Consider the following 12,666-nt stretch of genomic DNA (forward strand, 5'->3'; position numbering starts at 1 on the left):
TATTGACTTCAGGAAATGAACGCATAGGCTCGCTCCGCTGTCTCCCGGTCTTCCGGTGGTGCCCGATCTTGACCTGTGCGCCACTAGGAGAACGGACGAAACCCCCACGGAGCACACCTTGACCAGCAGCACAGCGAAGACGCCCGCGCCCGGTGGGCAGAGCCCGCACCCCGAGCACCTCGGGCACGTCATCTTCATCACCGCGGCCGCGGCCATGGGCGGATTCCTCTTCGGATACGACAGCTCCGTCATCAACGGCGCGGTCGAGGCGATCCGGGACCGCTTCGACGTCGGGTCCGCCGTCCTCGCCCAGGTGATCGCGGCGGCGCTGATCGGCTGCGCCTTCGGCGCGGCCACGGCCGGCCGCATCGCCGACCGGATCGGCCGGATCCGCTGCATGCAGATCGCCTCGGTCCTCTTCACCGCGAGCGCCATCGGTTCCGCGCTGCCGTTCGCCCTCTGGGACCTCGCCATGTGGCGCATCATCGGCGGCTTCGGCATCGGCATGGCCTCGGTCATCGGCCCCGCCTACATCGCCGAGGTCTCGCCGCCCGCCTACCGCGGCCGGCTCGCCTCCTTCCAGCAGGCCGCGATCGTCATCGGCATCGCCGTCTCGCAGCTGGTCAACTGGGGCATCCTCAACCTCGCCGACGGCGACCAGCGCGGTGAGCTCGGCGGCCTGGAAGCCTGGCAGTGGATGCTCGGCGTCATGGTGGTCCCGGCCGTCCTTTACGGCCTGCTGTCCTTCGCGATCCCCGAGTCCCCGCGCTTCCTCGTCTCGGTCGGCCGCATGGAGAAGGCCAAGACGGTGCTGCGCGAGGTGGAGGGCGACAACATCGACGCCGACGCCCGGGTCCGCGAGATCGACAGCGCCATCCACTCGGAGCACAAGCCGAGGTTCACGGACCTGCTCGGCGGCCGCTTCGGCTTCCTGCCGATCGTCTGGATCGGTATCGGCCTGTCGGTCTTCCAGCAGCTCGTCGGCATCAACGTGATCTTCTACTACAGCTCGTCGCTGTGGCAGTCGGTCGGCATCGACCCGAGCTCCTCGTTCCTGTACTCCTTCGAGACCTCCGTCGTGAACATCATCGGTACGGTGATCGCGATGCTGCTGGTCGACCGCATCGGCCGCAAGCCGCTGGCCCTCATCGGCTCCGCCGGCATGGCGATCTCCCTCGGGTGCGCAGCCTGGGCCTTCTCCTACAAGGACACCAGCGGCGGCGAGATCGCCCTGCCGCACACCCAGGGGCTGGTCGCCCTCATCGCGGCCAACTGCTTCGTCCTCTTCTTCGCCCTGTCCTGGGGCGTGGTGGTCTGGGTGCTGCTCGGCGAGATGTTCCCGGGCCGCATCCGCGCCGCGGCCCTCGGCGTGGCCGCGTCCGCACAGTGGATCGCCAACTGGGTCATCACGGTGTCGTTCCCGAGCCTCTCGGACTGGAACCTGTCCGGCGCCTACCTGATCTACACGTTCTTCGCCCTGCTCTCGATCCCGTTCATCCTCAAGTGGGTGCCGGAGACCAAGGGCAAGGCGTTGGAGGAGATGGGGTAACCATCCCCCGCCACCACCCCTCTCCTCCGCGGGCGCTGCCCCGGCTCAGTCCTTGAGCCGGGGCAGTACCCGTTCACACAGCAGCCGCAGGCTGCGCCTGCCCTCGTCCAGCGGCATCCCCCCGCACAGCGGGTGCAGCACCAGGTTCCCGGCCTCGCCCGCGCCCCTTCCGTACGCCACCGCCTCGTCCGGGGTCAGGACCCGGTACACGCCCTCCGCGCGCAGCTCCTCGACCGACCGCGCGCCCGATCTGACCGCGCTGCGGATGTCCTTGGACTGCCAGGAGGCGTACGTGGCCGCCTCGTGCAGGAAGTGGTGCCCGTACTCCGCCCAGACCCGGTCCGGGTCCTCGGCGACGTGCAGCAGCGGGGTCTCGGCCGCGGGCATCATGCAGAACCCCTCCGTGCCGTACTCCGCCAGCCGGGCCCGGTAGTACTCCTCCAGCTCCGGCAGGTGCGCGCTGGGGAAGAACGGCAGCCCGAGCCGGGCCGCGCGCCGGGCCGCGGCCTCGGAGCTGCCCCCGACCAGCAGCAGCGGGTGCGGCCGGGTGAAGGGGCGCGGGGTCACCCGTACGGTCCGGCCGCGGAAGGTGAACGGCTCGCCGGTCCAGGCCTTCAGCAGGGTCTCCAGCAGCTCGTCCTGGAGCCGGCCGCGCCGGCCCCACTCCACGCCGTGCTGCTCGTACTCCTCGGGCCGGTACCCGATGCCGGCCACCGTCACCAGCCGGCCGCCGCTGAGCAGGTCCAGTACGGCGATGTCCTCGGCGACCTTGAGAGGGTCGTGGAGCGGGCCGATGATCGCCGACACGGTGACCGCGATCCGGCGGGTGGCGCCGAACACGGCGCCCGCGAAGGCGAAGGGGGAGGGCAGCCAGTTGTTGGCGGTGCCGTGGTGCTCCTCGGTCTGGACGGTGTCGATGCCGAGGTCGTCCGCGTACTTCGCCATCTCCAGGGCGGCCCGGTAGCGGGCCGAGAGGGTCTCGGGGGTGCCGTGCGGGTCGACGAGATTGAACCGGACCACGGTGATGGGCATGGAGAGTCCCCCTTCGCCGGAGGTGGGTGGGCGGGCGAAGGGGGACGGTAGCTGACGTGGCGTCAGTTGGACAGGGATCCGGCGGGTGCGGACTCCTCGGCGGCGGCCGGCGCGGCTGCCGGGGCCGGGGTGCGGGGCAGTACCGCGTAGAGCAGGCCGGAGGTCAGGATGCCGGTCACCCAGCCGAGGCCGTTCTCCCCGATCCAGGTGGAGGCGAGCGGCCCGCTGAACCAGTCCACCCTGGTGAACAGCAGCCCGGCCACCAGGGCCGCGCCCCAGGCCGTCATGGCCTGCCAGGCGAAGCCGCCCCTGTACCAGTAGGCACTGCTCGGCGTGGTGTCCAGCAGGGCCGGGCCGTCGTAGGAGGTGCGGCGCAGCATGTCCACGCCGAAGACGCCGATCCAGGCGCTGAAGGCCACGGCCAGCAGGGTCAGGAAGGAGATGAACGAGCCGAAGAAGCCGGTCGCGACCACCATCAGCAGGAAGCCGAAGACCAGGCTGATGACGGCGTTGACGCTGACCGCGGCGGCGCGCGGCACCCTGATGCCCAGGGTCTGCGCGGTGAAGCCGGCGGAGTACATGGACATCGAGTTGATCAGCAGCATGCCGACGAGGGCGATGAGCAGGTACGGGACCGCGATCCAGGTCGGCAGCAGCTCGCCGATGAAGGAGACCGGGTCCTGGGCGCCCGCCAGGTCCGGGGTGCCGACGGCCATCACCGCGCCCATCAGCACCATCGGCAGCACGACCACGCCCGCGCCGCCGATCGTCGCGCCGACCAGCCCCCTGGAGGAGGCGTCGCGGGGCAGGTAGCGGGTGAAGTCGGGGCCCGAGGGGACCCAGCTGATGCCGCCTGCCGCGATGGTGCCGATGCCCGCGATCATCATCGTCGTGGAGCCGGCCGGCTTGGCGAAGACGGCGGCCCAGTCGGTGGTGAAGAGCAGGTAGCCCAGGACCAGCACGCTGAACGCGCCGAAGAGGTACGTCGACCACTTCGAGCAGACGCGCAGCGCGTTGATGCCGAGCCCCGAGACCACGAAGGTGCAGCCCACGAAGAAGAGCAGGGTGACCACGATCAGCGGGGTGTTGGCCCTGACGCCGAAGAGCAGGTCGAGGACGGTCAGGACGGCGTAGGCGCCGCTGACCGCGTTGATGGTCTCCCAGCCCCACCGGGCCACCCAGATCAGGGCGCCGGGGAAGAGGTTGCCGCGCTGGCCGAAGACGGCCCGCGAGAGCGCCATGCCGGGGGCCCCGCCGCGCTTCCCGGCGATGGATATCAGGCCGACCATGCCGTACGAGACGACCGGCGCGGCGACCGCGACGACCAGCACCTGCCAGATGTTGAGCTTGTTGAAGATCACCAGGCCCGCGCCCATGGTGAGCAGCAGCACGCTGATGTTGGCGGCCACCCAGGTGGGGAAGAGCTCGCGGACCCGGCCGCCGCGTTCGCCGTCGGGTACGGGTTCCAGGCCCCGGCTCTCGACTGCGCCGTCGACGGCGGTCTCTTCGGCAGGCACGCGGTACTCCCTGGGGGTGGGGCATGGGACAAGCCGTCCATCATCATGGATGTGACGTTAAAACCACAAATGGCGGCTTTCGGTTCCGGTGGGAACGTCCAAGGTCCGGGGCCCGGGGCGACCCGTGGCCGATACTGGGGTGGTTATGGAAATCCTGATCCTTGCTGTAGTCATCGCCCTGGTCGCGGTCGGTGTGATCAGCGGGCTCGTGGTCAGCAGCCGCAAGAAGAAGCAGCTGCCCCCCACGGCGCCGCCGAGCACGCCGACCATCACTGCCCCGCCTGCCGAACCGCAGGTGGGGGAGGACGCCGTAGAGACGGCGGAAGAGCCGCGCCGCACCATCGAGGAGGTCGGGCTCCCGACGGCGGAGGCCGAGGCTCCGGTCGAGGAGCCGGCGGCGGAGCCCGAGGCCCCGGCCGCACCCGAGATCGAGGTGCCCGAGCCCACCGCCGGCCGCCTGGTCCGGCTGCGCGCACGGCTCGCCCGTTCCCAGAACTCGCTCGGCAAGGGGCTGCTCACGCTGCTCTCGCGCGAGCACCTCGACGAGGACACCTGGGAGGAGATCGAGGAGACCCTCCTCATCGCCGACGTCGGCGTCGTGCCGACCCAGGAGCTGGTGGACCGGCTCCGGGAGCGGGTCAAGGTGCTCGGCACCCGTACCCCCGCCGATCTGCGCACGCTGCTGAAGGAGGAGCTGCTGACCCTGGTCGGCACCGACTTCGACCGCGCCGTGAAGACCGAGAGCGGCGTGGACACCCCCGCCGTCGTCATGGTCGTCGGTGTCAACGGCACCGGCAAGACCACCACCACCGGCAAGCTGGCCCGTGTGCTCGTCGCCGACGGCCGCAGCGTGGTGCTCGGCGCCGCCGACACCTTCCGTGCCGCCGCCGCCGACCAGCTGCAGACCTGGGGCGAGCGGGTCGGGGCGCGCACCGTGCGCGGCCCCGAGGGCGGCGACCCCGCCTCCATCGCCTACGACGCGGTCAAGGAGGGCATCGCCGAGGGCGCGGACGTGGTCCTCATCGACACAGCCGGCCGCCTGCACACCAAGACCGGTCTCATGGACGAGCTCGGCAAGGTCAAGCGCGTCGTCGAGAAGCACGGCCCGCTGGACGAGGTCCTGCTGGTCCTCGACGCCACCACCGGCCAGAACGGCCTGACCCAGGCGCGCGTCTTCGCCGAGGTCGTGGACATCACCGGCATCGTCCTGACCAAGCTGGACGGCACCGCCAAGGGCGGCATCGTCGTCGCCGTCCAGCGCGAGCTCGGCGTCCCGGTCAAGCTCGTCGGCCTCGGCGAGGGCCCGGACGACCTGGCCCCCTTCGAGCCGGAAGCCTTCGTGGACGCCCTGATCGGCGACTGAGGACCGGCTCCGTGCCCGGCCCCGTCACGCGTACCAGTGCCCCCGCATCCGCGCCGGATGCGGGGGCACCGGTGTCCGTGGGGGCCTCAGCGCCGGAAGCGGTGGCAGGTGTAGGCCAGGGTGCCCAGCAGCAGGCGGGCCTGCGGCGGACCGCCCGCGCAGTCCAGCGCGGGCCGGCGCAGCCAGCCGGCCGGGCCCAGGCCCGCGTGGTCGCTGGGCGGGGCGGTCAGGAAGGCGCCGTGGCCCAGGGCGCGCAGGTCCAGATCGGCGTCGTCCCAGCCCATCCGGTACAGCAGCTGCGGCAGCTCGGCGGCGGCGCCCGGGGCGACGAAGAACTGCGCGCGGCCGTCCGGGGTCACCGTGACGGGCCCCAGCGGAAGCCCCATGCGTTCCATCCGGACCAGTGCCCGCCGCCCGGCCTCGGCCGAGACCTCGATCAGGTCGAAGGCGCGGCCCACGGGCAGCAGGATCGCCGCGCCGGGGTACTCGCCCCAGATCTCGGTGACCTCGTCCAGGGTGGCGCCCCCGGGGACGGTGGGAGCGAAGTCCAGCGGATGAGCCCCCGGAGCGGCGCAGTCCGTATGGCCGCAGGAGCAGTCCCGGGCCGGAGCCGCGGCGCGGGCGCCGGGAACGGCGTCCCAGCCCCACAGTCCCGTGTACTCCGCCACGGTCGTGCACTCCGAGGTCCGGCCGCGGCGCCGGACGCCGGAACGGAACTCCTTGGTGCCGCGGCTGCCGCCGATCGTGAAGCCCATGCCCATGCCCCCTCCAACGGGTCGGACGCGCCGGTGGTTACGACGTCGGCGGGACCGGTCGGCCGGGCGGGTGCGGTACGCCTTCCACCGGGGCCGCCCGGCGCACTCCTCGCCGCGCGCGCCCCCTGCGCACTCCCGTCCAACCGTTCTGTTTCGCCGTGGTGTCAAGTGAATCGCGCCTGGCCGGTGGGGAGTTCATTCGAAGGGGTGGCGAATGGTGGCGTTTCCGCGATCGACCTCGCGGCAGGGGTGATCGTAGGATTACTTTCGGTGCACCAACCCGGAAGGCGAGCCCAGTCGTGGGTATGCCGGAGGCAAACTGTGGAGGACCTGTGAAGGTCCCAGGCGGCGTCGCCCGCCCCGGCCAGGGTTTGTGCTGAAGAAGCGATGCGGATGGGGGCGTTCCAGTGAGCGGCAGCGGCGCAAGCGGAACGAGTGGCGATGCCGCCGAGGACAGGAACGTCCAGCTGACCTCGTGGTTCGTCCGCAGCGGCTGGTCCAAGGGCGAGCTCGCCCGCCAGGTGAACCGCCGCGCCCGCCAGATGGGCGCCCACCACATCAGCACCGACACCTCCCGGGTGCGCCGCTGGCTCGACGGCGAACAGCCCCGCGAGCCCGTGCCCCGCATCCTCTCCGAGCTGTTCTCCGAACGGTTCGGCTCCGTCGTCGCCATCGAGCAGCTCGGCCTGCGCACCGCCCACCAGACCCCCTCCGTCTCCGGCGTCGACCTGCCCTGGGCGGGTCCGCAGACCGTGGAACTGCTCAGCGAGTTCTCCCGCAGCGACCTCATGCTGGCCCGCCGGGGCTTCCTCGGGACCTCGCTCGCCCTCTCCGCGGGCCCCGCCCTCATCGAGCCCATGCAGCGCTGGCTGGTCCCCTCCCCGGCCGTCGACCCGGGCGCGCGCGCCGACGGCGGGACCGCGGGCCGGGGGCCGGGGCAGCGGCCGCCCCGGCTGACCGAACCGGAACTCGGCCTCCTCGAAGCCACCACCGTGATGTTCCGCCAGTGGGACGCCCAGTGCGGTGGCGGACTGCGCCGCAAGGCCGTGGTCGGCCAGCTCCACGAGGTCACCGACCTGCTCCAGGAGAACCACCCGGCCCCGGTCATGAAGCGGCTCTTCAAGGTGGCCGCCGAACTCTCCGAACTCGCCGGCTGGATGAGCTACGACATCGGCCTGCACCCGACCGCCCAGAAGTACTTCGTCCTCGCGCTGCACGCCGCGAAGGAGGGCGGCGACAAGCCGCTCGGCTCGTACATCCTCTCCAGCATGAGCCGCCAGATGATCCACCTGGGCCGCCCCGAGGACGCGCTGGAGCTCGTCCACCTCGCCCAGTACGGCAGCCGCGACTGCGCCGGACCGCGCACCCAGGCGATGCTGTATGCGATGGAGGCCCGCGCCTACGCCAACATGGGCCAGCCGAGCCGCTGCAAGCGGGCCGTGCGGATGGCCGAGGACACCTTCTCCGATGTCGGCTTCGACGGCGAGCCCGAGCCCGACTGGATCCGCTTCTTCTCCGAGGCCGAGCTCAACGGCGAGAACTCCCACTCGTTCCGGGACCTGGCCTACGTGGCCGGACGCAGTCCCACCTACGCCTCGCTCGCCGAACCGGTCATGGCGCGGGCCGTCGAGCTGTTCTCCAAGGACGACGAACACCAGCGCTCGTACGCCCTGAACCTCATCGGCATGGCCACCGTCCACCTGCTCCAGAAGGAACCCGAGCAGGCCACCGTCCTCGTGGACCGCGCCCTCGACGTGGCGCGAAAGGTGCGCTCCGAACGGGTGAACACCCGGCTCCGCAAGACCGTGGACAGCGCCGCCCGTGAATACGGCGACGTCGCCGAGGTGGTCCGGCTCACCGACCTGCTCGCGTCCCGGCTTCCCGAGGCCGCCGAGGCGGTCTAGCCCTCCCCACCGATCCAGGACCCTTCGAGTTCTGTTCATTGACGCGTAACACGCCCGACCTCTTCGTCATCGGGGCGAAACACCCAGCGGCGCCGCCGGAAACCGGCCTGCGCGAATCTCAGGGCCAATAACCGGCCAGTCCCCAGGCCAGCCCCCCGGCCTACGCCTTGCGCCGCTCAGGTTTTCACGCTCGCCCGCACGCGAACGTACCGACGACGAGGAGACGCCGATGGCATCAGCCATCACGACCCTCGCGGCAGACGCCCCGACGCTCTCTGCCGCGAACACCGGGTTCATGCTCATCTGCTCCGCCCTGGTCATGCTGATGACCCCGGGACTCGCCTTCTTCTACGGAGGCATGGTCCGCGTCAAGAGCAGCCTCAACATGCTGATGATGAGCTTCATCAGCCTCGGGATCGTCACGATCCTGTGGGTCCTCTTCGGCTTCAGCCTCGCCTTCGGCACCGACTCCGGCTCCCTCATCGGCTGGAACTCCGACTACGTCGGCCTCAGCGGCATCGGCATCACCGAGCTGTGGGACGGCTACACCATCCCGGTCTACGTCTTCGCCGTCTTCCAGCTGATGTTCGCCGTCATCACCCCGGCCCTGATCAGCGGCGCCCTCGCCGACCGCGTGAAGTTCAGCGCCTGGGTGCTGTTCTCCGCCCTGTGGGTCACCGTCGTCTACTTCCCCGTCGCCCACTGGGTCTGGGGCGCCGGCGGCTGGCTCTTCGAGCTCGGCGTCATCGACTTCGCGGGCGGCACCGCCGTCCACATCAACGCCGGTGCCGCGGCCCTCGGCGTCATCCTGGTCATCGGCAAGCGCGTCGGCTTCAAGCGGGACCCGATGCGCCCCCACAGCCTCCCCCTCGTGATGCTCGGCGCCGGCCTGCTGTGGTTCGGCTGGTTCGGCTTCAACGCCGGATCCTGGCTCGGCAACGACGACGGCGTCGGCGCGGTCATGTTCGTCAACACCCAGGTCGCCACCGCCGCCGCGATGCTCGCCTGGCTCGGCTACGAGAAGCTGCGCCACGGCTCCTTCACCACCCTCGGCGCCGCCTCCGGCGCGGTCGCCGGCCTCGTCGCCATCACCCCCTCCGGCGGTTCCTGCTCCCCGCTCGGCGCCATCGCCATCGGAGCCATCGCCGGTGTGCTGTGCGCCATGGCCGTGGGCCTGAAGTACCGGTTCGGCTACGACGACTCCCTCGACGTCGTCGGCGTCCACCTCGTCGGCGGCATCGCCGGCTCCCTCCTGGTCGGCCTCTTCGCGACCGGCGGGGTCCAGTCCGACGCTGCCGGGCTCTTCTACGGCGGGGGCCTGGCCCAGCTCGGCAAGCAGGCCATCGGCGTCTTCTCCGTCCTCGCCTACTCCCTCGTCGTCTCCGCCGTCCTGGCCTTCCTCCTCGACAAGACCATCGGGATGCGGGTATCCGAGGACGTGGAGGTCTCGGGCATCGACCAGAGCGAGCACGCCGAGACCGCCTACGACTTCAGCGGGGCCGGCGGCGGGATCTCCTCCCGCGCCGCCGCGTCCCCCGCCCCCGTTGCCGCAGCGAGCAAGAAGGTCGACGCATGAAGCTGATCACCGCGATCGTCAAGCCCTACAAGCTGGACGAGATCAAGGAAGCCCTCCAGGCCTTCGGGGTCCAGGGGCTCACCGTCTCCGAGGCCAGCGGCTACGGCCGCCAGCGCGGCCACACCGAGGTCTACCGGGGCGCCGAGTACACGGTGGACCTCGTACCGAAGATCCGCATCGAGGTGCTCGTCGACGACGTGGACGCCGAGGACGTGATCGACGTCGTCGTACGGGCGGCCCGCACCGACAAGATCGGCGACGGCAAGGTGTGGAGCGTCCCCGTGGACTCGGTCGTACGGGTCCGCACCGGCGAGCGCGGCGCTGACGCGCTCTAGGTGACGGGAGCTCCTGGGTGACGAGCGTCGAAGAGACCACCGACGGCACCGGCGACGACCGCCCGGACGGCTCGGGACCCAGCGGGTACGCCGCGGCCCGGCTGCGACTCCTCCAGGAGGAGTCGCGGTCCGGGCCCTCGCGGCGTTCCGCGCTGTCCGCGCTGTCCGACCACTGGCTGTCCGCGCTGTTCGCGCAGGCCGTGCGGGAGACCGGCGTACGGGGCGCCGCCCTCGTCGCCGTCGGCGGCTACGGCCGGGCGGAACTCTCCCCGCGCAGCGATCTCGACCTGCTGCTGCTCCACGACGGCAAGGCGGAACCCCGGGCGCTCGGTGTGCTCGCCGACCGCCTCTGGTACCCCGTGTGGGACCTCGGCCTGGCCCTGGACCACTCGGTGCGCACCCCGGGCGAGGCCCGGAAGACCGCCGCCGAGGACCTCAAGGCCCACCTCGGCCTGCTGGACGCACGGCTCGTCGCCGGGGACGCCGGGCTGCTCGCGGGGCTGCGCACCTCGGTCCTGGCCGACTGGCGCAACCAGGCCGTCAAACGGCTCCCGCAGCTGCACGACCTGTGCCGGGAACGCGCCGAGCGGGCCGGGGAGCTGCGCTTCCTGCTGGAACCCGACCTGAAGGAGGCCCGCGGCGGACTGCGCGACGCCACCGCCCTGCGGGCCGTCGCCGCGTCCTGGCTGGCCGACGCCCCGCGCGAGGGACTGGCCGACGCCCGGCGGCGGCTGCTCGACGCCCGGGACGCGCTGCACCTGGTCACCGGCCGGGCCACCGACCGGCTCTCCCTCCAGGAGCAGCCCCAGGTCGCCGCCCGGCTGGGGCTGCTCGACGCCGACGCCCTGCTCCGCGAGGTGTACGAGGCCGCCCGGGTGATCTCCTACGCGGGCGACGTCACCTGGCGCGAGGTCGGCCGGGTGCTGCGGGCCCGGACCGCCCGGCCCCGGCTGCGCGGGCTCCTCGGCACCCGTGGCGCGCCCGCCGCCGAACGGGCACCGCTGGCCGAGGGCGTCGTGGAGTCCGACGGGGAGGCCGTGCTGGCCCTGGCCGCCCGGCCCGAGCGAGACCCGGTCCTGCCCCTGCGCTTCGGCGCGGCAGCCGCCCAGGCGGGCCTGCCCGTCTCGCTGCACGCCGTACGCCGCCTCGCGGACCGGGCCCGGCCGCTGCCCGTGCCCTGGCCGGCGGAGGCCCGGGAACAGCTGCTCACCCTGCTGGGTGCCGGGGAGCCCACCGTGGCGGTCTGGGAGGCGCTGGAGGCCGAGGGGCTGATCACCCGGCTCCTCCCCGACTGGGAGCGGGTGCGCTGCCGGCCCCAGCGCAATCCCGTGCACACCTGGACGGTGGACCGGCACCTGATCGAGACGGCCGTGCGGGCCTCGGCCCTGACCCGCCGGGTGAGCCGGCCCGACCTGCTGCTGATGGCGGCCCTGCTGCACGACATCGGCAAGGGCTGGCCCGGGGACCACTCGGTCGCCGGCGAGACCATCGCCCGCGACATGGCCGCCCGGGTGGGCTTCGACCCCGAGGACGTCGCCGTGCTCGGCACCCTCGTGCGCCACCACCTGCTGCTGGTCGACACCGCGACCCGGCGCGACCTCGACGACCCCGCCACCGTGAAGGCGGTGGCGACGGCCGTCGGCTCGACCGGCACCCTGGAGATCCTGCACGCCCTCACCGAGGCCGACGCGCTCGCCACGGGCCCCGCCGCCTGGAGCACCTGGCGGGGCTCCCTCGTGGCCGACCTCGTGGCCCGGGTCGCCGCCGTCCTCAGCGGCTCCCCGCCCGACGCCTCCGAGCTGGACATCCCGACCACCGAACAGGAACGCCTGGCGGTGGAGGCCCTGCGCACCGGGGAGCCGGTGCTCGCGCTGCACGCGCGCCGCGAGGAGGACGAAGCCGTCGGGGTCGAGCTCGTCGTCGCCGTCCCCGACCAGCCGGGGGTGCTCCCGGCGGCGGCCGGGGTCCTGGCGCTGCACCGGCTGACCGTGCGGGCGGCCGAGCTGCGCTTCCTGGAGCTGCCGGACCGGCTGGGGGAGGCCCTGGTGCTGCGCTGGCGGGTGGCCGCCGAGTACGGGGCCCTGCCGGAGGCCGCCCGGCTGCGGACCGACCTGGTCCGGGCGCTGGACGGCTCGCTGGACGTCCCGGCGCGGCTGGCCGACCGCGAGGCGGCGTACCCGAGGCGGCGCGGGGTGGTCCCGCCGCCGCCCCGGGTCACCGTCGTCCCCGACGTCTCCTCGCTGGCCACCGTGCTGGAGGTGCGGGCGCCCGACGCGGTGGGGCTGCTGCACCGCATCGGGCACGCGCTGGAGTCCCACGGGGTCCGGGTGCGCAGCGCCCACGTCTCTACGCTGGGCGCCAACGCGGTGGACACCCTGTACGTGGTCGACACCGACGGCAAACCACTGTCCCGGGCCGACGCCGCGGCCCTGGCCGCCGCGGTGGAGACGGCCCTTTCCTAGGGCCCCGTCCCGGGCCCTGTCCCGGGTCCCTTCCGGCTTCCCCGGGGTCCGCCCCCGCTCCGCCCCCGGGGAGCCGGGGCGGGTGCGGGCAGGGGATTGCCTCCCGCAGGGCCGGGCAGGCGGCGTGGCCCGATACCCTGGGGGACGACCACCACGCCCCCGACCCGAGGAAT

Annotated in this window: 9 protein-coding genes; 6 read left to right on the forward strand and 3 right to left on the reverse strand. The window is 72.5% G+C overall.

The features are described 5' to 3' along the window. Window positions 1–118: 118 nt before the first annotated feature. Window positions 119–1,549, forward strand: a complete 1,431-nt coding sequence (locus ACZ5D2_RS27865) for a sugar porter family MFS transporter (RefSeq protein ID WP_371676476.1) — start codon at window positions 119–121, stop codon at window positions 1,547–1,549. Window positions 1,550–1,594: 45 nt separating this feature from the next. Here ACZ5D2_RS27865 and ACZ5D2_RS27870 read toward each other — a convergent pair whose 3' ends face one another. Next, complete coding sequence (locus ACZ5D2_RS27870) at window positions 1,595–2,581, reverse strand: LLM class flavin-dependent oxidoreductase (protein ID WP_468932981.1); 987 nt, start codon at window positions 2,579–2,581, stop codon at window positions 1,595–1,597. Between the two features lie 62 nt (window positions 2,582–2,643). Continuing rightward, window positions 2,644–4,098: a purine-cytosine permease family protein gene (locus ACZ5D2_RS27875; RefSeq protein ID WP_371676474.1), complete on the reverse strand. Its 1,455-nt coding sequence runs from the start codon at window positions 4,096–4,098 to the stop codon at window positions 2,644–2,646. A gap of 145 nt (window positions 4,099–4,243) precedes the next feature. Between ACZ5D2_RS27875 and ftsY the strand changes: the two genes are divergently transcribed. Next, window positions 4,244–5,461 (forward strand): signal recognition particle-docking protein FtsY, encoded by a 1,218-nt coding sequence (ftsY, locus tag ACZ5D2_RS27880; RefSeq protein WP_371676473.1) that lies wholly within the window; start codon window positions 4,244–4,246, stop codon window positions 5,459–5,461. A gap of 86 nt (window positions 5,462–5,547) precedes the next feature. On the opposite strand, the gene ACZ5D2_RS27885 is transcribed toward ftsY, so the two are convergent. Beyond that, complete coding sequence (locus ACZ5D2_RS27885; RefSeq protein WP_371676472.1) at window positions 5,548–6,216, reverse strand: bifunctional DNA primase/polymerase; 669 nt, start codon at window positions 6,214–6,216, stop codon at window positions 5,548–5,550. 407 nt (window positions 6,217–6,623) lie between these two features. Between ACZ5D2_RS27885 and nsdA the strand changes: the two genes are divergently transcribed. The 4 genes from nsdA (at window position 6,624) to ACZ5D2_RS27905 (ending at window position 12,493) form a co-directional block, all read left to right on the forward strand. After that, entirely contained in the window at window positions 6,624–8,120 is a 1,497-nt protein-coding gene (gene nsdA / locus ACZ5D2_RS27890; RefSeq protein ID WP_371676471.1) for a transcriptional repressor NsdA, read from the forward strand. Window positions 8,121–8,349: 229 nt separating this feature from the next. Further along, entirely contained in the window at window positions 8,350–9,696 is a 1,347-nt protein-coding gene (locus tag ACZ5D2_RS27895; protein WP_371676470.1) for an ammonium transporter, read from the forward strand. Then, a complete protein-coding gene (locus ACZ5D2_RS27900) occupies window positions 9,693–10,031 on the forward strand; it encodes a P-II family nitrogen regulator (RefSeq protein ID WP_030227390.1) in 339 nt (112 codons plus the stop codon). The genes ACZ5D2_RS27895 and ACZ5D2_RS27900 overlap by 4 nt, the downstream gene beginning before the upstream one ends. Before the next feature lie 17 nt (window positions 10,032–10,048). Further along, the gene (locus ACZ5D2_RS27905; RefSeq protein ID WP_371676469.1) at window positions 10,049–12,493 is read left to right on the forward strand and encodes a [protein-PII] uridylyltransferase; all 2,445 of its coding nucleotides are present in this window, start codon (window positions 10,049–10,051) and stop codon (window positions 12,491–12,493) included. The last annotated feature ends 173 nt before the right edge of the window (window positions 12,494–12,666 follow it).

The sequence above is a fragment of the Streptomyces sp. NPDC031479 genome (assembly GCF_055581065.1).